This window comes from Acinetobacter sp. IRS14, from assembly GCF_034650275.1.
In the GTDB taxonomy this organism is placed as follows: domain Bacteria; phylum Pseudomonadota; class Gammaproteobacteria; order Pseudomonadales; family Moraxellaceae; genus Acinetobacter; species Acinetobacter oleivorans.
This window is the reverse complement of record NZ_JAOVFN010000005.1, coordinates 232,983-252,443: the sequence shown is the minus strand read 5'-3', so window position 1 is coordinate 252,443 and position 19,461 is coordinate 232,983. Positions and strand designations below refer to the sequence as shown.

Sequence of the window (19,461 nt, the reverse complement as noted above, 5' to 3'; positions counted from 1 at the left end):
GAAGAAATTAAAGATCAAGGATGAGTTTAGCTGGCTCTTCTAACAATTCTTTGATTGCTACCAAGAAACCTACTGCTTCTTTACCATCGATCATACGGTGGTCATAAGAAAGCGCTAAATACATCATTGGCAAGATTTCAACTTGACCATTTACAGCCATAGGACGCTCTTGGATTTTGTGCATACCCAAGATACCAGTTTGCGGCTGATTCAAAATTGGAGTTGAAAGTAATGAACCGAAAGTACCACCATTAGTAATAGTGAAAGTACCGCCAGTCATTTCTTCGATAGATAATTTACCGTCACGTGCTTTAGCAGCATAAGCACCAATACCTGCTTCAACTTCTGCATAGCTCATACGATCAGTATCACGTAATACTGGAACAACAAGACCACGATCAGAAGATACAGCAACACCGATGTCATAGTAACCGTGATAAACAATATCGTCGCCATCAATTGACGCATTTACCGCAGGATAGCGTTTAAGTGCTTCAGTTACAGCTTTAACAAAGAATGACATGAAGCCCAAACGAGCGCCATGGCGTTTTTCAAACGCATCTTTATATTGCTTACGCAATTCCATGATTGGCTTCATGTTAACTTCGTTAAATGTAGTTAACATTGCAGTTTCTTGAGTTGCAGAAAGAAGACGCTCAGCTACACGCTTACGTAAACGAGTCATTGGAACGCGTTTTTCGATGCGCTCACCAACAGCTACGCTTAACGGAGTAACGTTAGCAGCTGGTTTAGCTTGATGGTTTGCTACATCTTCTTTAGTGATACGACCACCGCGACCAGTACCTTGTACGTCAGCAGCAGCAATACCAGTTTCAGACAAAGCTTTACGAACTGCAGGAGCTTGACCAGATACAGCTTCAGTACGCTCAACAACAGGAGCTGCACCAGCTTGAGTTTGAGCAACTGCTTGCTCTACTGCAGGAGCAGCGGCTGCACCAGCACCAGCTTCAAACTGAGCAATCACTTCGTCAGAAAGAACTGTATCGCCTTCACCTTTAATGATTGCAACTAAGCTACCATCTGCAGGAGCAACCACTTCTAAAACAACTTTGTCGGTTTCAATATCACAGATTACTTCATCACGTGATACAGGTTCACCCACCTTTTTGTGCCAAGTTGCGATGGTTCCATCTGCAACAGACTCTGGGAATACCGGTGCTTTAATTTCGGTTGCCATTATTGAGAATCTCCTGATTGTTCAGCTTCGATTGCCAATGCATCATTAATTAGCTGAGCTTGTTGTTTTGCATGCAAGTACGGTGAGCCACAAGCTGGTGCAGCAGAAGCTTCACGACCTGCAAAACTGATACGGATTTGTTTGCCAGATTTTAAGATATCGTCGTATAAACGCGGTGCGATAAATAACCAAGCGCCTTGGTTCTTCGGCTCTTCTTGTGCCCAAACAAGTTCTTTCACGTTTGGATATGCAGCCAAGATTTCCGCAAGACGTTGTTCTGGGTATGGATATAACTGTTCAATACGTACAATTGCGACGTTATTTAAGTTTTGTTCACGACGTTTTTCGAGTAAGTCGTAATAAACTTTACCGCCACAAAGTACAAGACGAGTTACATCCGACTTGTTAATTTGGTCGATTTCGTCAATTACAGTTTGGAATGAACCATTTGCAAGCTCTTCTAAAGTAGAAGTCGCAAGTTTATGACGAAGTAAAGATTTCGGTGACATTACGATCAATGGCTTACGAATTGGGCGTACAGCTTGACGACGTAATGCATGGAAAATCTGTGCAGGTGTCGTTGGAGTGATCACTTGCATGTTATCTTCAGCACATAACTGTAAGAAACGTTCTAAACGAGCTGATGAATGCTCTGGACCTTGACCTTCGAAACCGTGTGGTAACAACATTGTTAAACCACAAACTCGTTCCCACTTAGTCTCGCCAGAAGCAATGAACTGGTCAATTACAACCTGAGCACAGTTTACGAAGTCACCAAATTGTGCTTCCCAAATAATTAAGCTCTTAGGAATTGTAGTTGCATAACCATATTCAAATGCAAGAACCGCTTCTTCAGATAATAAAGAATCGTAAATTGCAAAACGAGGCTGGTTTTCTTTAACGTGACAAAGTGGAATATACGTTGAACCATCTACCTGATTATGCAATTTTGCATGACGGTGCGAGAATGTACCACGCCCAACGTCTTCACCAGTAATACGAACAAGATAATCTTCATCGATCAAGGTTGCGTAAGCTAAAGTTTCAGCAGCACCCCAGTTCAATGCAGTTTCACCAGTTTGCATTTTCACACGGTCTTCAATTACTTTTTGCACTTGACGCTGCATAACAAATCCTTCCGGAAGTTTGCTCATGCCCTCGCCTAATTCTTTTAAGCGATTTAAGTCAAATGAAGTATCCCAATCGTCTGTATAGTCATGGCCCAAATAAGGTGTCCAATCAACAAACATTTTTGTATTTGGTTCAAGCACTAAAGCATTTGCTACATGATTTCCGGCTTCTAAATCAGCACGGTAATCTTCAACCATTTGGTCTGCTTCAGCACGATCAATTACTTTGTTTTGAACAAGTTGATCTGCATAGAGTGTACGAGTTGTTGCTTTTTTAGCAATCACTTGATACATCAATGGTTGTGTACCAGACGGCTCATCTGCTTCGTTATGACCACGACGACGGTAACAGAACAAGTCAAGTACTACGTCTTTACGGAATTCGTGACGGAAATCATGTGCTAATTGAGTAGCAAAGATTACTGCTTCAGGATCATCGCCATTCACATGGAAAATTGGCGTCTGAATCATTTTTGCAACGTCAGTACAATATTCAGTAGAACGCGCATCACGTGGATCAGAAGTTGTAAAACCAACTTGGTTGTTCACGATAATGTGTACAGTACCACCAACCGTATAGCCACGAGTTTGTGACATCTGGAAAGTTTCCATGTTCACACCTTGACCTGCAAATGCAGCATCACCATGAACAATCACTGGTAATACATCATCACCGCCGATGTCTCTACGACGCACTTGACGTGCACGCACAGAACCTTCAACTACAGGACCAACGATTTCCAAGTGAGATGGGTTAAATGCTAATGCCAAGTGAACTTCGCCACCAGGAGTCATTACATTACTTGAGAAACCTTGATGGTATTTAACGTCGCCAGAACCTTTCTTATGAATAGCTTTACCTTCAAACTCGCCAAACAAGTCTGCAGGGTTTTTACCCATAATATTAACAAGAAGGTTTAAACGGCCACGGTGTGGCATACCAATAACAACTTCTTTACAACCAACAGCACCAGCACGTTGAATGATTTCATTCACCATAGGAATAAAAGATTCACCACCTTCTACACCAAAGCGTTTAGCACCAACGTATTTATTGCCTAGGTATTTTTCAAGTCCTTCTGCAGCGGTTAAACGCTCCAGGAACCCTTTCTTTTGATCATTTGTAAAATTAAGCTGACCACGAACACTTTCAAGACGTTGTTGAATCCAACGCTTTTCTTTTGTGTCCACGATATGCATATATTCAACACCGATTGAACCACAATAGATTGCTTCCATTGCTTCAATCATTTCAGCAAGCGTCGCTTCGCTCTTACCGATCTCAAGATTACCGGTATTGAATACTGTGTCTAGATCTGATTTGGTTAAACCGTGAGCTGAAAGCTCTAAATCTGGAATCTCTTCACGCTTAGCAAGACCTAATGGATCTAACTTAGCTTTTTGATGTCCGCGATTACGATAAGCAGCAATAAGTTGTAAAACGCCAATTTGACGACGTTCATGCTCAGTACTTACCGTACTTTGTACAACAGGTTGAACACGATTAGCATTACGTCCTAGTAATAGGAATTGCTCACGCACAGCGCCGTGTGGTTGGTCACCCTTTGGATATTTATCGAAATATTGGCGCCAGTCCTCAGCTACAGAGGTTGGGGAAGACAGGTACTGCTCGTAAAGTTCTTCAATATACGCTGCACTATCAGCGGAAAGTTCAGTGTCAAGACGCAATGCGTCAGCAACTTCTTGCATTTGTGGACCCATTTCCTATTGCAAAAAATATTACAGGCTGCCTTTTAAGCACACCCATGATGCATAATGCCAAATTGGTAAAAAAGGCATTACTTACCCAACAGGTCTTTAAGACCATGGGGCGTCATACTACCTAGAGAGGAAACTCCATAGGTAATTAATGAATCACAACACCCTCAATGGCATCATCACTCACCTTATACTCGATTAAAACCGAGCAATTTTTTGCAAATCTTTTTAGAAAAATTAACTTTAAAATTAACTTTTCTAAAATGACTTTAACCATAAAAATTAAGCACAGATCTAAGATTGTGCTACTTAAATTAATTTCACTAGTATACGCTTTTTTCACCTATAACTTTGTGGCAAATCGTATCATGTTCTTAACGAACGATTGATTTTTTTGACACATACCACCTATAAATTGGCGAAATACATATGCGATTTTATCTTTTAATATATGGTGCAATATATAAAAACCTCATCTTTTTCGACCAAAGTCTAAAGTTTACATTATAAAGTTAAAAAAAAACGCACATCAAGGATGTGCGTTCTCTATTTGTGCAGAATTAACCCGCTTGATCTAATAGCATATTACGGATGTGACCGATTGCTTTTGTAGGGTTTAGACCTTTAGGACATACTGACACACAGTTCATGATACCTTTACAACGGAACAAACTGAATGGATCGTCAAGACGAGACAAACGGTCTGCAGTAGCAGTATCACGAGAATCAATAATAAAACGGTATGCATTCAACAATGCTGAAGGACCCAAGAACTTGTCAGGGTTCCACCAGAATGATGGACATGAAGTTGAACAACATGCACAAAGAATACATTCATATAAACCGTTTAAGTGTTCACGCTCTTCAGGAGATTGTAAACGCTCTTTAGGTGGAGCTGGTTGGTTATTGATCAAAAATGGCTGAATCTTGTCATATTGATCATAGAATTGGTTCATATCAACAACCAAATCTTTAACTACCGGCAAACCTGGTAATGGACGAATTACGATTTTCTCTGGTAAATCATTTAGGTTTTCTAAACAAGCCAAACCATTTTTACCATTGATATTCACGCCATCCGAACCACAAATACCTTCACGGCAAGAGCGACGGAATGTTAACGTTTCGTCTTGAACTTTCAATGCAAGCAATGCATCAAGCAACATACGGTGCTTGTCAGTCAATTCAAGCTTGAAAGTTTGCATGTACGGCGCTTTATCCTTATCAGGATCATAGCGGTAGATTTCGAATGTACGAGTACCTCTACTCATCTTTATACTCCCGATTAGAATGTACGTGGTGCTGGCGGAATTGCATCAACAGTCAACGGTTTGAAGCGCACTGGCTTATATTCCAAACGGTTATCTGATGAATACCATAACGTATGTTTCATCCACTCATCATCACGGCGACCGTATGAATAAGTTGGGTGATCAGCTGGTAATTCATAATCAACTACAGTATGCGCACCACGACACTCTTTACGCGCAGCAGCTGAAATTAGAGTTGCTTTTGCAACTTCATACAAGTTTTCAACTTCAAGCGCTTCAACACGTGCAGTGTTAAATACTCTAGATTTATCTTTTAAGTGGATATTACGCACACGTGGCTCAAGAGCAAGGATCTCTTTTACACCCTTATCAAGCAATGCTTGAGTACGGAATACACCAGCGTGATCTTGAACGATATCACGAATTGCATCAGCAACTTCTTGAGCATTTTCACCAGAAGTTGAGTCATCCAACTTACGTACGCGAGCAAGTGTTTGCCCTAATACATCTGTTGGAAGAGGTGCATATTCATCACCATGATGCTTAGTTACGTAATCGATAATGTGCTCACCAGCAGCTTTACCAAATACAACCAAGTCAAGAAGTGAGTTAGTACCTAAACGGTTTGCACCATGTACTGATACACAAGAACATTCGCCAATTGCATAGAAACCTTTTACAGGTTTAGTGTAGTTGTCTGTACCCGCTTCAGGTAAGCACACTTGACCATGCATATTCGTAGGAATACCACCCATTTGATAATGGATTGTTGGTACTACAGGAATCGCTTCTTTTGTAATGTCAACGTTCGCGAATTTTTTACCAATCTCAAATACAGATGGTAAACGCTTCATGATTGTATCAGCACCCAAGTGAGTCATATCAAGTAAGATATAATCACCTTTTGGACCACAACCACGACCTTCTTTAATTTCTTGGTCCATAGAACGTGAAACGAAGTCACGTGGAGCCAAATCTTTTAAAGTCGGTGCATAACGTTCCATGAACGGTTCGCCGTCTTTATTACGAAGGATTGCACCCTCACCACGACAACCTTCAGTCAACAATACACCAGCGCCCGCAACACCCGTTGGGTGGAATTGCCAGAATTCCATATCTTGTAATGGAATACCAGCACGAGCAGCCATACCAAGACCGTCACCAGTGTTGATATAAGCATTTGTTGATGCACGGTAAACACGACCAGCACCACCAGTAGCAAATAATGTCGCTTTTGCTTGGAATACTGAAATGTTACCAGTTTCTTGGTCAATTGCTGTTACACCAAGAACATCACCAGCTTCGTTACGAATCAAATCAAGAGCGATCCACTCAACGAAGAATTGAGTACCCATTTTCACGTTGCTTTGATAAAGCGTGTGCAACAATGCATGACCTGTACGGTCCGCAGCTGCACAAGCACGTGGAACTGGTTTATCACCATAGTTCGCAGAGTGACCACCGAACGGACGTTGGTAAATTGTACCATCAGCGTTACGGTCAAACGGCATACCCATGTGTTCAAGTTCATACACAACTTTTGGTGCTTCACGACACATAAATTCAATTGCGTCTTGGTCACCTAACCAGTCAGAACCTTTTACTGTATCGTAAAAATGGAAATGCCAGTTATCTTCTTGCATATTACCTAACGACGCACCGATACCACCTTGAGCAGCTACAGTGTGCGAACGTGTCGGGAAAACTTTAGTGAGTACTGCAACTTTCAAACCTGCTTGAGCAAGTTGGTAAGATGCACGCATACCAGAACCACCACCACCAACGATAACTGCATCGAAAGTGAGGTTTTGAATATTTGAATAATCTTCTTTAGGGGTTATCGCGCCCATGATGTCTTCCTATCAATTCGCCCAGAAAATCTGGATACCCCAGATTGCGTACACAAACACTGCAATAATGACAGCCGTCGTCAGTACAAGGCGTAAACCTTTCGCTGAAGGACCCATTTGACGAGTAGTGACATAGTCAGTAAAAACTTGCCACATACCAATCCATGCGTGTGCGATAAGCGATAAAATTGCCAATAAAGAGAAAATCTTCATTGGTAATGTCATCATGAAACCAGCCCATTGTTGATAGTCAAATCCACCTTTGCAGAGAATCCAACCCAAAAGAACAACAGTATAGGCTGCAAGCACAACCGCACTTACACGCTGGATAAACCAATCACGAGAACCTGAACCAGTTAAACCTGTAGCACTTTTCATTAGAACATAATCCATATAAAGGCTGCGATAATAGCTACCACAGATAAGATCAATGAAATTGTCGCTGCTATACGACCACTTTGCAGTTCTTCAGCAAAACCTAAATCTGCAAGTAAGTGCTTTACTCCAGCAATAAAGTGGAATAACAAGCCGGCTACAAATACCCAAACGATAAAACGTACAAGGATATTTCCAAACACGACATTTTTAACGTAGTCAAATCCTTCTGGTGAAGATAATGATTTATCTAAAATCCATAATAGAACTGGTACTAATAAGAAAACGATGACACCTGATAAACGGTGTAAAATTGATGCAATAGCCACGGGTGAGCGTAAATTTACCGCTAACACCTGACCCATGGACAAATTGACAGGTCTGTTGCTTTTCACAGCGGGCATCCTGTAGGTAGAAACTCCGACCGGAGTTTGTTGAATTAATTCCAAGGAAAGCTGGCATTGTTAGGCAAGCACAGCTCATGCCTAACCTATAAACGACACTGAATTATAAAACGCGAAGTATCAAAATACAAACAATCCACTTTCCCATTTAAGCAAAAAACAATTAAATAAGAATCATTAACAATGATATCACCCTATCAACCCTATTAAAATGGCATGCAGAGTTTCATCATGTTATTGTTTAAAATAACTTTTTATTTAATTTCATTTTTTCTGCAATTTCTTTTAAATAAGCAAATTTTAGACTAAAGATAAAGTCATAAATTCATCATATAAATAGAAAAATGTTAGTAACTGCTCATATTTTAAATAAAAGCTACAATTCAACTAAGTGAAGTTAGTTGGATTCAATACAAATCAGTCAATCTAAAATACATTTGAGAAAGCAATTTTTATTGGAAATAAAATTTTTAATTATTTTAAAGCTGTTCAATTAGCTATTTTTTATACAATTAAACTTAAAAAAACATCAACATTCTTTGTTACAAGTAAATAAAAATAGAGTTTTTTTTGATTAGCAATTTTAAATTAGACCATGAGTTTTATGATTTTTTTAATTGGATTGGCATTTTCTACCGACTTACCATTCCTAATCTTAATTTAAAAATTTGCTTACAATTGTACTGATACTTCATTTTTTTTCTGCACGTTGTTGTTGAATTGACTTATTATACCATCCCGATGCAGTGATTTTACTGACTTTTTTGCTCGGGTCTTGATGACTAACTCTCTGTGAGAACGTTATTTTTTATCCATAAGTATAATTGACAAAATTTCAGTACTCACTAATCTTATAGCAAATTTTGACACCGTCTGATTCGCACATGAGAACATTAGGATTTCGAGTCAGATCAACATTCACCAGGACAGGAGATCTATTGAATGTCTGAAGCAAATGGCAAAAAAGCCGTATTACATCTTGATGGCAAAGAAATTGGTTTACCAATCTACAGTGGCACTTTAGGTCCAGATGTAATTGATGTCAGCAGCATATTGAAAGAAGGTCATTTTACTTTCGATCCTGGTTTTATGGCGACAGCTGCATGCGAGTCTAAAATTACGTTCATTGATGGTGACAAAGGTATTTTATTACACCGCGGTTACCCAATCGACCAGTTAGCAACTCAAGCAGACTATCTTGAAACTTGTTATTTATTATTAAATGGCGAGCTCCCAACTGCTGAACAAAAAACAGAATTTGATGCCAAAGTTCGTGCTCACACTATGGTTCACGACCAAGTTAGCCGTTTCTTCAATGGTTTCCGTCGTGATGCTCATCCTATGGCAATCATGGTTGGTGTTGTTGGTGCATTATCTGCGTTCTATCACAACAACCTTGACATTGAAGACATCAATCACCGTGAAATCACTGCGATTCGTCTAATTGCAAAAATTCCAACGCTTGCTGCTTGGAGTTACAAATACACAGTAGGTCAACCATTCATCTATCCACGTAATGACTTAAATTACGCGGAAAACTTCTTACACATGATGTTTGCTACTCCTGCTGACCGTGATTACAAAGTAAATCCTGTTCTTGCTCGTGCAATGGATCGTATCTTCACGCTTCACGCTGATCACGAACAAAATGCTTCGACATCTACAGTACGTCTTGCTGGTTCTACTGGTGCAAACCCATACGCATGTATCTCTTCAGGTATTTCTGCGCTTTGGGGACCTGCTCACGGTGGTGCAAACGAAGCTGTTCTTAAGATGCTTGATGAAATCGGCAGTGTAGAAAACGTTGCTGAGTTCATGGAAAAAGTAAAACGTAAAGAAGTTAAACTCATGGGCTTCGGTCACCGTGTGTACAAAAACTTCGACCCACGCGCTAAAGTCATGAAACAAACTTGTGACGAAGTTCTTGAAGCATTAAATATCAATGATCCTCAATTAGCGCTTGCTATGGAGCTTGAACGTATTGCATTGAACGACCCGTACTTTGTTGAACGTAAACTTTACCCTAACGTAGACTTCTACTCAGGTATCATCCTTAAAGCGATTGGTATCCCAACAGAAATGTTTACAGTAATCTTTGCTCTTGCACGTACAGTGGGTTGGATCAGCCACTGGTTAGAAATGCACAGCGCACCATACAAAATCGGTCGTCCTCGTCAGCTTTACACTGGCCCGACTCAGCGCGACATCAAACGTTAATATTCGAAAGAAAATTAATGATAAAAAAGCTGCCTTTTGGCAGCTTTTTTATTGGGGTATTTTCAATTCAATTTAAAACTTATTCTTCATCAAACACGCTTAATAAATGATGACTAATTCCATTAGCTCTTAACCAAGCCAACTCATAACTCGCTTTAGCCAAAGCTAGAACACGTCTTTCAAATTCAACCCATATTGTTTTGACTTGAGGTTCTGAAATACCCAAACCACTTTCTGTTGCCAGATGCTTATTTTTTTCACATATTTTCAAAGCATGATAAAGCTTGCGACCTTTACTCGCCCCTTCCATCAACCGAACACGCTTACTTAAAATAAATCCCTCTACATGCTGCAAGTTCGCATGAGGCAACATAGGTACTAGGATTTGATTCAACTGATCATCTAAGCGCTTCCACACAGCCAAGCGTTGCTCTGCTGTATAAGTATTCCATTGAATCACTTCATGGTTAAAACGGCGACAACCACGGCACACCTGATCACCAAAAACTGTTGAACAACGCCCTGCACATGGGGTGAGAGAGAGCATTCGATGATCATTACTCAAAACAAACTCCTTAAATAAACCATATACTTTTTATGGTTTTCTCGCTTATTACACATTTTCGCGCTAAAATATGCGCCTTAAATTTATATCTTAATACATTTGGAGTTTTCCATGAACGCTACTGTAGAACAGCTTGCACCTGTAGAACAGCAAGCGACCGCAGGTTGGGTTGTTGCAGCACTATATCAATTTAAAGAAGTTCAAGATCCTGCAGATCTTCAGCAACGTCTATTAGACTTAGTGAAAACAATTAACCTTTGTGGAACTCTGATTGTAGCAGGTGAAGGAATTAATGGTACTGTTGCGGGCGATCGTGTAGCAATTGATAGTCTCTATCAATTTTTGCTTAATGAAGGTTTTGCTTCTATGGAATACAAAGAATCCCATAGTTCTGACAAACCTTTCCGTAAAATGAAAATTAAACTTAAAGAAGAAATTGTGACTTTAGGTGTGGAGGTTAAACCTCGCGACTTAGTGGGTCACTACCTTGATCCAAAAGAATGGAATGATTTAATCGCACGTGATGATGTAATTTTAATTGATACGCGTAATGACTATGAGTATAAGGCGGGTACTTTCAAAGGTGCAATCGACCCGAAAACTGAGACATTCCGTGAGTTCCCAGAATATGTCAAAAAAGAGCTAGAGCAACATAAAGATAAGAAAATTGCGATGTTCTGCACAGGCGGTATTCGCTGTGAAAAATCAACATCTTTACTTCTTCAAGAAGGCTTCCAAGAGGTTTACCATCTCAAAGGCGGTATCCTTAAATACCTAGAAGAAACCCCTGCTGATGAAAGTTTATGGGAAGGCGAATGTTTCGTATTTGACGGACGTACTGCTGTAACTCATGGCGTCGAGGAAGGCGTAAATATTAAATGTCATGCTTGTGGTTGGCCATTAACTCCAGAAGAGTCAGCTTTAACGAGTTATGAACATGGTGTTTCATGTGTGTATTGCATCGACAAGACAACTGAAAAACAAAAAGCTGGTTTCCGTATGCGCCAGTCGCAAATTGCAGCTGCAAAGCGTAAACGCTTGTAATAAAAAGAGGAGGATCAAATGATCCTCCTCTTCCACCTAATGAATCTATTAAAAATCAATATTATTTATACTGCTCCATAATTTTCTTAAACTCCATACTTACGCAATTCATTGGTGCAACAGTTGGAGATTTCCCAACAACAGCTCTTAACTTCCCATCATTAGAAAAGTCTAATCCAATCTGACTATAGGTATTAATATCTGTATAAGGTCCTGTATTAATTACAATATCTACAATATCTAACTCACCCTCATCAAAAGTAAAGCTCATTCCATCTTCTTGTTCTTGATCTAATAATGCTGATACTGTTTGATTCCCTTTGGTTAAACTCACTTTATTACCTTGTTTTACCAAAACACACTTTTCATCTGAGTCAGCAGCCACCAAATTACTTTCAATGAAATTATTAATAACCTTATCTGAACATTTATTGTATTGCTGCATATTCTCTAATGCAGGAAGTATTTGACAGGCATTCGTATTAAAATTAAAAATCGTTGGTATTGAGCTATTCAAAATATCAACTCTCTTAGGTAATTGAGATAAATTTCCATCTTTAATTAACATTAATAGTGCATCATAGTCTTTAATGTTTTCATTATTCTTAATAGCTTCCAATAAATCTTGAATAGCTTGATGAATAGGGCTATTTGCTTTCATCTCAGCATTAAATAGATCCACATCATTATTAACACCGTACCCCTTTTTAATAAGTTCAGTTACCAAAGCAGAATTTGCAGAATTTAACTTTTCTGTAGCCATGGTTCCAGATTGATACCACGTTGCAGGAACTTGGTTACTGGCATACGCAACGACCATATCCGTAAGCGGATTAATATTTACATTACCCTCACGCTCAACATAACTATAGTAGCTTTGTCCATTAGCTTTTACCTGTAAACGACAAGGAAACTTACTATTGTCTACTTCACCTTGCCATTTACCTTGGGTATTAACATTTACAGTATTTTTAAAACCGTTCCCATCTTTACAAATTGCTGTTACATTTGCACCATTCAAAGCAGAAGTTGAAAATGCTGTACCAGAGATTAATTTATAAGTAACTTCATTTTGATTAGATTGTGAAATTTTCGCTTCACTAACACTGTTACTATTTTCACCACCACAAGCTGTAAGTAATATTACTGAGAGCAAGCCACTAATTTTACAAATTATATTCATATTAAATCGCATTGTTATAACACTAAAGATTTTTATATCGATCATGGACTAATACATGATGATAGGTAAATTAAACTCTATTAAAAGCATAATTATTAAAATAACAATAAATATTATATATAAATAAAATTAATGTAAAAATATTATTATACTCAATTACCTATTAAAAAATTCAGGTAATAAAAAACGCCCTAGGAAGGACGTTATTTATTATTTCTTCTAATAAATTAATTTGGAGTATGGTACATCAAATATAATTCATTCAAATTATCTGGAATTTCTTCTGCCAGTTCATCCATTAACTGTCCATTACGACGGAAAGATTCCATCTGCGGATCTTCTTCATCAATTCCACTAAATACCATCATTGGTAAAGTTAAATCAATTAATTGTTCTTCATGTTCAGGGGCAAACCATGCCTCTTCATTTAAGAACATTGCATCAACAAATCCCACACTCCAGTCGCCTAAGCTAGATTCAACATCAGCTTCTTCAATTTCAAATGGAAATACAATTCCATTCTCATTTGCTAAGTCTTGTCGAATTGACTCTAACCACGCCTTGATTTGCTGAATAATTTCAGCAGGAACCTTTTTATGGTTATTATCAAACAGCTCATCTAACCAACGGTCAAACTGAGGGCCTACTGCAATTGCACACAGAAAACCATGAGTTGCAGCGAAATCTAGACCATACTCATTGTGGTCTCCATCTAGATATTCACTTAATTGGTCTAAATCTAACGCACTCATTGTGTTACCTGACTATAAAAAAGAAATCTACGATAGCATAGCATTTAAGCTGACGATGCCCTATTCAGATTTGATTAGTCTTCATCATCAAGATCATCATCGTCTAAATCGTAATCAAAATCTTTCAACTCACGCTCTAAACGGCGTTGAGCCAATAGATCATCAATTAATCTACGTTTTTCTAATGATTCTTTCGCAGTGATTTTGCCTGATGACTCATCAAAACCGACATCATCATCATCACCGTAGTTATCATCTAGTTCAAAATCTGTAGAAGACACTAAAACTACCTCTAATGAAAAAATGTGAATGGGTCTAGGCGCTATTTATCTCTCTTACAGAATCATGTCAAGTTTTATTTATATTTTTTTCATTAAACTGCATATTTGTACTTTTTTTCACCCGAAAAATTGTGTATTTATAAAACTCAACTATTTTTTTGATCAAGAAAAAATTCTATGATCTTTTCGATGATTTAAGCTTGAAAAAAATGATTTTAGCCCAATATTCAAAAAACAGACGTGAATTCAAAGATATTTTTTATTTAACGGTTACCGATCAAACCCAAAACATTTCAAGCAAATTGTGCTATCATGCACGGTTTTTCACTGCCACAGATTCAACGAAGAGTAAGCAAAGATGAGCGATATGCATTCCCCTACTTCTCAAGTAGCGGCTCTGATTAGCCGAGGCAAAGAACAAGGTTACTTAACTTACGCTGAGGTTAACGATCATCTGCCGGACTCGATTACTGAAAGCGAACAGATTGAAGACATTATTCAAATGCTTCAAGACGTTGGTATTCCTGTACACGAGCGTGCACCTGAATCTGACGATACCATGTTCGGTGAGTCAACTGACACAGCCGATGAAGTTGCTGAAGAAGAAGCTGCTGCCGTACTTGCATCGGTTGAAAATGAGCCTGGACGTACGACAGATCCTGTACGTATGTACATGCGTGAAATGGGTACAGTTGAACTGTTAACCCGTGAAGGTGAAATCAGCATTGCAAAACGTATTGAAGAAGGGATCCGTGATGTCCTTAACTCAATTGCGTACTGGCCAAATGCTGTTGAAGTTGTATTAAAAGAATATAATGATTTCTTGACTGGCGAACGTCGCCTTGCCGATATTTTATCTGGCTATCTTGATCCGGAAACTGACGAAGATATTCCTGAAGTTCTAGAAGAAGAAACTGAACTTGAAGAAGATGATGCGCCAGCTACACCAGCAAAAGAAGTTAAGCTTGACGATGACGAAGAAGATGAAGAGTCAGAAAGCGACGATGATTCTGAAGGTGAGTCTGGTCCAGACCCTGAAGTTGCAAAGATTCGTTTTAATGAACTTGAATCTGCATGGACTAAAACAAAAGGTATTATTGAGAAACATGGCCGTAACAGCCCTGAAGCAGACGAAGCTTTAGAAGCGTTAGCTACTGTGTTCATGATGTTTAAATTTACACCACGTTTATTCGATATCATTTCTGAAATGATTCGTGGCACACATGAACAAATTCGTGCCAATGAACGTGAAATCATGCGTTATGCAGTACGTCGTGGCCGTATGGACCGTACTCAATTCCGTACATCTTTCCCTAAGCAAGAATCTAATCCAGCTTGGTTAGATGAACAGATTGCTAAAGCTCCTGCTGAAATCAAGGCGCATTTAGAAAAGGTTCGTCCGGATGTTTTAGCATTCCAGCAAAAGATTGCAGATATTGAGAAAGAACTTAATTTAAGCGTTGCTGAAATTAAAGATATTTCTAAGCGTATGGCGATTGGCGAAGCGAAAGCGCGTCGTGCTAAAAAAGAAATGGTAGAAGCCAACCTTCGTTTGGTAATTTCGATTGCGAAAAAATACACCAACCGTGGTTTACAGTTCCTTGACTTGATTCAAGAAGGGAACATTGGTTTGATGAAAGCTGTAGACAAGTTTGAATATCGTCGTGGTTATAAATTCTCGACTTATGCAACTTGGTGGATTCGTCAGGCGATTACCCGTTCGATTGCCGATCAGGCTCGTACAATTCGTATTCCTGTACATATGATTGAAACGATTAACAAGATCAACCGTGTATCTCGTCAATTGTTACAAGAAATGGGCCGTGAACCGACACCTGAAGAATTAGGTGAACGTTTAGAAATGGACGAAGTTAAGGTTCGTAAGGTACTTAAAATTGCCAAAGAACCGATTTCAATGGAAACACCTATTGGTGATGATGAAGATTCGCATCTCGGTGATTTCATTGAAGATCAAAACATCACTTCTCCAATTGATGCTGCGACTTCAGAAGGCTTAAAAGAAGCAACACGTGAAGTTCTTGAAAACTTAACTGAACGTGAAGCAAAAGTATTGAAGATGCGTTTTGGTATTGATATGCCAACCGATCACACACTAGAAGAAGTGGGTAAGCAGTTTGACGTAACACGTGAACGTATTCGTCAGATTGAAGCGAAAGCGTTGCGTAAATTACGCCACCCTTCTCGTTCTGAACACTTACGTTCTTTCTTGGAAAATGACTAAGTTTTGAAGGCTTGAAATTTCAAAACTAAGCCCCATTTAATAGAAAGAGCTATAAACGCCTGCGATAATGCAGGCGTTTCAAATCATGAGGTAACTTATGTTAGACCGCACTCCATCTCGCGAACTACAAGAACATCTTTGGGTATTTCCGATGGATTATCCAATTAAACTTATTGGCGATGCGGGTGAAGAATTACGTGTTGCTGTAGTTGATATTTTGGTGAAACATTTCCCAGACTTCGACCACTCAACACTAAAAGTTCAAGAATCTCGCACCGGCAAGTATCATTCTTTAACAGCACAATTGCGCTTTGAAGAATTAGAACAAGTTCATGCACTTTATGCTGACTTGGCTGCTTGTCCGCAGATTAGAACTGCGCTTTAATTTTAAGTTCTTCAATCAATACCACAGTTAGACATTCTTACTGTGGTATTTTTTTGGAAATTTTTAAGCCATTCAACAATGAAAAAACAATACAAATATTTAGAACTCCTACTATAAAATCCTTTAAAATTACAGGGTTTTCGGCTTCTATCTTGCAGATATTAACGGGCCGCATAAACTAACTTATAGGAATATATTGTGATGAGCCTTGATAAACCTAACTTGATCATTCGCCAATGGAACGATTTACAAGATTATCAAAGCAAGTTTGAAACCATGAAACTCTTAACAAATGAGCGTGATCAAGATACGCCTGATGAGTTATGGTTACTTCAACATCATAATGTCTTAACACAAGGCCAAGCTGGCAAACCAGAGCACATTTTAATTTCATCAGACATTCCGGTAGTACAAACCGACCGTGGCGGGCAAGTAACTTGGCATGGACCTGGTCAACTGGTGGCTTACTTTATGTTTGATCTTAATCGGTTAAAATGGAACGTACGTACTTTGGTCAGTTTTGCTGAACAATTTATGATAGATGTTTTGAAAAAGTATGGAATTGAAGCTTATGCCAAGCCAGATGCACCTGGAGTATATGTAGATGGCCGCAAGATTGGTTCCTTAGGTTTTAAAATTCGCCGTGGCCGTAGTTACCATGGATTAGCACTCAATCTGGACTGTGCCTTAGATGGATTCCAGACCATCAATCCTTGCGGCTATGCAGGCTTGGAAATGGTCCGTATACAAGATTTAGTGACTCCTTATCCATCATTTGGTCAACTTTGTCAGGACTTTATTGAGTATATTAATAGCACTGGGTACTTTAATGACCCTAAAGTCAAATATGAATAAATCGCTTTGCGATGAAATAAAAATGGATTAGAGTAATTACTCTAAATTTGCTTTCGCATAATTTTAACAAGGGATACGCGAGTGATTTCGACAAAAGCGGTAAAGCCGACGCTGCAGCTTGCCTACGTTAAGCTCATGATGGATGTTATTGGTCGTGGCTTAGTCATGGCAAGTCAAGTGGACTCTGAAATACAAGAGGAAGTATCTAAATTTCCTGTTCACTTTGTACTTTCAATGAATGTTTTCCCGAATGGACCAGCATTTTTTGCTCGAGTGACAGAGGACAAACAGCTAGAACTACTTCAAAGAGCTGAAAAAAAACCAGACTTAACGATTACCTTCAAACATGTCACTCATGCCTTTTTAGTGTTTTCTTTTCAAGAAAGTACCGCTCAGGCATTTGCCAATGACCGAATGATTGCCGATGGTGATGTATCTGCTGCTATCCGCTTGGTACGCTGCCTAAATAAAATGGAATCTCTTATCTTACCTAAATTGGTTGCTTCACTAGCAGTCAAAGAATACCCAACCGAACTTACCCTAAAAGAAAAATTCAACGAGGCTGCAAATATTTACTTAAAAGTAGCCAAGTCCTATTTCAAGCGGAGCGCATAACATGGCCAAACCATATTACGAATTCTTTTGTCCTGTAAAAGTCATTGCTGGTAATGCTGCGCTAGAACACATTCCATTTGAGCTTGCAACTTTAGGTGCAAAACGCCCTCTTATCATTACAGACAAGGGTGTTCGCGCAAATGGCTTATTAAATCCGATTGAAGCTGCATTTAGTACAACCGATGCTGTTATTGGTCATGTTTTTGACGATGTACCACCCGACTCAAGTTTAGAAGTCGTCCGTCTTGCAGCAGAAGCTTATCGCGCAAACAAATGTGATGCGATTATTGCTGTAGGTGGCGGTTCAGTCATAGACACTTCTAAAGCAACTAACATTTTAGTGTCTGAAGGTGGAAATGACTTATTGCAATATGCAGGTGCTCACAACCTACCGAAACCATTAAAACCATTTTTTGTGATCCCAACAACCTCTGGCACTGGTTCTGAAGTAACAATGGTTGCCGTGGTTTCAGATACTCAAAAGAATGTTAAGTTAGCATTTGCTTCTTATTATTTAATGCCACATGCAGCGATTTTAGATCCACGCATGACGCTTACATTACCTCCTCATTTAACAGCAATGACAGGTATGGATGCCTTAACACATTGTGTTGAAGCCTATACATGTCTGGCTGCCAATCCATTGAGCGATGCTTATGCAAGTGCAGGAATTAAAAAGATTAGTGAAAATCTCTTTAATGTCTTAGAAAACCCAAATGACTCGCAAGGCCGTTTAGAGTTAGCTCAAGCTTCCACAATGGCGGGTATCGCATTTTCTAATTCAATGGTCGGCCTAGTTCACTCTTTAGGACATGCTTTAGGTGCTGTTGCTCACCTACCTCACGGTTTATGCATGAACTTATTCTTACCTTACGTACTTGAATACAATAAACAAGTAAATGGTCAGAAAATTGGTGAGTTACTGTTACCACTCGCTGGTGCAGATATTTACGCACAAACGCCTGCAACCCAGCGCGCAGATAGAGCAATTACGACAATCTTAGCAATGCGTGATCGCCTATTTACTTTAACAAAGCTACCACGCACTCTACGTGAAACAGGTAAAGTAACTGAAGCACAGCTTGATGAAGTTGCAGAAAAAGCACTAAATGATGGCTCAATTATTTATAACCCGAAAGAAGCAAGCTTAAAAGATATCCGAGATATCTTAGAAAAAGCTTGGTAATTCGATAAGTTAAACTCAAAAAATCTTATGAAGGTCTGATTTATATATTAAATCAGACCTTTTTTATGACTAAGAATTTTTATTCATTATTTTATTTGAAATATGTGGCAAAAAATTTGCTAAAAAATAGATGAAAGTACTGACAATTTATATCAATTTAGGATAGATTGGCGCACTTTATCTTTTTCT

At 39.0% G+C, this 19,461-nt stretch carries 18 protein-coding genes and 1 pseudogene; 8 read left to right on the top strand and 11 right to left on the bottom strand.

Features of this window, described 5'->3' with window-relative positions:
- Positions 1-7: 7 nt before the first annotated feature.
- The 7 genes from odhB to sdhC form a co-directional block, all read right to left on the bottom strand.
- Positions 8-1,198 carry a 2-oxoglutarate dehydrogenase complex dihydrolipoyllysine-residue succinyltransferase gene (odhB, locus tag ODQ17_RS07540; RefSeq protein ID WP_005310070.1) on the bottom strand — a complete coding sequence of 397 codons (1,191 nt, stop codon included), beginning with the start codon at positions 1,196-1,198 and terminating at the stop codon, positions 8-10.
- Entirely contained in the window at positions 1,198-4,038 is a 2,841-nt protein-coding gene (locus tag ODQ17_RS07535; protein ID WP_322902752.1) for a 2-oxoglutarate dehydrogenase E1 component, read from the bottom strand. The genes odhB and ODQ17_RS07535 overlap by 1 nt, the downstream gene beginning before the upstream one ends.
- Positions 4,039-4,195: 157 nt before the next feature.
- The gene (locus tag ODQ17_RS07525) at positions 4,196-4,324 is read right to left on the bottom strand and encodes a hypothetical protein (protein WP_002116082.1); all 129 of its coding nucleotides are present in this window, start codon (positions 4,322-4,324) and stop codon (positions 4,196-4,198) included.
- A 283-nt stretch (positions 4,325-4,607) separates the two neighbouring features.
- Complete coding sequence (locus ODQ17_RS07520; RefSeq protein ID WP_003655458.1) at positions 4,608-5,318, bottom strand: succinate dehydrogenase iron-sulfur subunit; 711 nt, start codon at positions 5,316-5,318, stop codon at positions 4,608-4,610.
- A gap of 14 nt (positions 5,319-5,332) precedes the next feature.
- The gene (sdhA, locus tag ODQ17_RS07515; RefSeq protein ID WP_144734960.1) at positions 5,333-7,168 is read right to left on the bottom strand and encodes a succinate dehydrogenase flavoprotein subunit; all 1,836 of its coding nucleotides are present in this window, start codon (positions 7,166-7,168) and stop codon (positions 5,333-5,335) included.
- 12 nt (positions 7,169-7,180) lie between these two features.
- A complete protein-coding gene (gene sdhD, locus ODQ17_RS07510) occupies positions 7,181-7,546 on the bottom strand; it encodes a succinate dehydrogenase, hydrophobic membrane anchor protein (protein ID WP_003655454.1) in 366 nt (121 codons plus the stop codon).
- Positions 7,546-7,947, bottom strand: a complete 402-nt coding sequence (gene sdhC / locus ODQ17_RS07505) for a succinate dehydrogenase, cytochrome b556 subunit (RefSeq protein WP_081399112.1) — start codon at positions 7,945-7,947, stop codon at positions 7,546-7,548. The genes sdhD and sdhC overlap by 1 nt, the downstream gene beginning before the upstream one ends.
- A gap of 497 nt (positions 7,948-8,444) precedes the next feature.
- Here sdhC and ODQ17_RS19210 point away from each other — a divergent pair.
- Positions 8,445-8,525, top strand: a pseudogene (locus tag ODQ17_RS19210) (hypothetical protein); the annotation flags it as partial.
- Positions 8,526-8,889: 364 nt separating this feature from the next.
- Entirely contained in the window at positions 8,890-10,164 is a 1,275-nt protein-coding gene (gene gltA, locus ODQ17_RS07500) for a citrate synthase (protein ID WP_004789414.1), read from the top strand.
- Between the two features lie 79 nt (positions 10,165-10,243).
- Here the strand turns inward: gltA and ODQ17_RS07495 are convergent, their stop codons facing one another.
- Complete coding sequence (locus tag ODQ17_RS07495) at positions 10,244-10,729, bottom strand: DUF1289 domain-containing protein (RefSeq protein WP_322902749.1); 486 nt, start codon at positions 10,727-10,729, stop codon at positions 10,244-10,246.
- Between the two features lie 111 nt (positions 10,730-10,840).
- Between ODQ17_RS07495 and trhO the strand changes: the two genes are divergently transcribed.
- On the top strand, positions 10,841-11,773 hold the full coding sequence (trhO, locus tag ODQ17_RS07490) for an oxygen-dependent tRNA uridine(34) hydroxylase TrhO (protein WP_049838014.1): 933 nt from the start codon (positions 10,841-10,843) through the stop codon (positions 11,771-11,773).
- Positions 11,774-11,834: 61 nt separating this feature from the next.
- On the opposite strand, the gene ODQ17_RS07485 is transcribed toward trhO, so the two are convergent.
- The 3 genes from ODQ17_RS07485 to ODQ17_RS07475 form a co-directional block, all read right to left on the bottom strand.
- The gene (locus tag ODQ17_RS07485; protein ID WP_322902746.1) at positions 11,835-12,956 is read right to left on the bottom strand and encodes a hypothetical protein; all 1,122 of its coding nucleotides are present in this window, start codon (positions 12,954-12,956) and stop codon (positions 11,835-11,837) included.
- Positions 12,957-13,183: 227 nt separating this feature from the next.
- The gene (locus ODQ17_RS07480) at positions 13,184-13,708 is read right to left on the bottom strand and encodes a YecA/YgfB family protein (protein ID WP_004789407.1); all 525 of its coding nucleotides are present in this window, start codon (positions 13,706-13,708) and stop codon (positions 13,184-13,186) included.
- Positions 13,709-13,782: 74 nt separating this feature from the next.
- On the bottom strand, positions 13,783-13,989 hold the full coding sequence (locus ODQ17_RS07475; protein WP_002116495.1) for a PA3496 family putative envelope integrity protein: 207 nt from the start codon (positions 13,987-13,989) through the stop codon (positions 13,783-13,785).
- 358 nt (positions 13,990-14,347) lie between these two features.
- Between ODQ17_RS07475 and rpoD the strand changes: the two genes are divergently transcribed.
- From rpoD to ODQ17_RS07450, 5 genes are all read left to right on the top strand, one after another.
- Entirely contained in the window at positions 14,348-16,231 is a 1,884-nt protein-coding gene (gene rpoD, locus ODQ17_RS07470; protein ID WP_322902743.1) for an RNA polymerase sigma factor RpoD, read from the top strand.
- Between the two features lie 97 nt (positions 16,232-16,328).
- Positions 16,329-16,616 carry a YbeD family protein gene (locus ODQ17_RS07465; RefSeq protein ID WP_002116017.1) on the top strand — a complete coding sequence of 96 codons (288 nt, stop codon included), beginning with the start codon at positions 16,329-16,331 and terminating at the stop codon, positions 16,614-16,616.
- A 201-nt stretch (positions 16,617-16,817) separates the two neighbouring features.
- Positions 16,818-17,471: a lipoyl(octanoyl) transferase LipB gene (lipB, locus tag ODQ17_RS07460; protein ID WP_005310047.1), complete on the top strand. Its 654-nt coding sequence runs from the start codon at positions 16,818-16,820 to the stop codon at positions 17,469-17,471.
- Between the two features lie 81 nt (positions 17,472-17,552).
- Complete coding sequence (locus tag ODQ17_RS07455; protein ID WP_016137049.1) at positions 17,553-18,086, top strand: hypothetical protein; 534 nt, start codon at positions 17,553-17,555, stop codon at positions 18,084-18,086.
- 1 nt (position 18,087) lies between these two features.
- Positions 18,088-19,272: an iron-containing alcohol dehydrogenase gene (locus ODQ17_RS07450; protein WP_322902739.1), complete on the top strand. Its 1,185-nt coding sequence runs from the start codon at positions 18,088-18,090 to the stop codon at positions 19,270-19,272.
- Positions 19,273-19,461 lie beyond the last annotated feature (189 nt).

Bases quoted from the DNA above. Each gene is read 5' to 3' on its own strand.
- odhB (WP_005310070.1), bottom strand. From the start codon at position 1,198: ATGGCAACCGAAATTAAAGCACCGGTATTCCCAGAGTCTGTTGCAGAT.
- ODQ17_RS07535 (WP_322902752.1), bottom strand. From the start codon at position 4,038: ATGCAAGAAGTTGCTGACGCATTGCGTCTTGACACTGAACTTTCCGCT.
- ODQ17_RS07525 (WP_002116082.1), bottom strand. From the start codon at position 4,324: ATGGTTAAAGTCATTTTAGAAAAGTTAATTTTAAAGTTAATTTTTCTA.
- ODQ17_RS07520 (WP_003655458.1), bottom strand. From the start codon at position 5,318: ATGAGTAGAGGTACTCGTACATTCGAAATCTACCGCTATGATCCTGAT.
- sdhA (WP_144734960.1), bottom strand. From the start codon at position 7,168: ATGGGCGCGATAACCCCTAAAGAAGATTATTCAAATATTCAAAACCTC.
- sdhD (WP_003655454.1), bottom strand. From the start codon at position 7,546: ATGAAAAGTGCTACAGGTTTAACTGGTTCAGGTTCTCGTGATTGGTTT.
- sdhC (WP_081399112.1), bottom strand. From the start codon at position 7,947: ATGCCCGCTGTGAAAAGCAACAGACCTGTCAATTTGTCCATGGGTCAG.
- gltA (WP_004789414.1), top strand. From the start codon at position 8,890: ATGTCTGAAGCAAATGGCAAAAAAGCCGTATTACATCTTGATGGCAAA.
- trhO (WP_049838014.1), top strand. From the start codon at position 10,841: ATGAACGCTACTGTAGAACAGCTTGCACCTGTAGAACAGCAAGCGACC.
- ODQ17_RS07485 (WP_322902746.1), bottom strand. From the start codon at position 12,956: ATGAATATAATTTGTAAAATTAGTGGCTTGCTCTCAGTAATATTACTT.
- ODQ17_RS07480 (WP_004789407.1), bottom strand. From the start codon at position 13,708: ATGAGTGCGTTAGATTTAGACCAATTAAGTGAATATCTAGATGGAGAC.
- rpoD (WP_322902743.1), top strand. From the start codon at position 14,348: ATGAGCGATATGCATTCCCCTACTTCTCAAGTAGCGGCTCTGATTAGC.
- ODQ17_RS07465 (WP_002116017.1), top strand. From the start codon at position 16,329: ATGTTAGACCGCACTCCATCTCGCGAACTACAAGAACATCTTTGGGTA.
- lipB (WP_005310047.1), top strand. From the start codon at position 16,818: ATGAGCCTTGATAAACCTAACTTGATCATTCGCCAATGGAACGATTTA.
- ODQ17_RS07450 (WP_322902739.1), top strand. From the start codon at position 18,088: ATGGCCAAACCATATTACGAATTCTTTTGTCCTGTAAAAGTCATTGCT.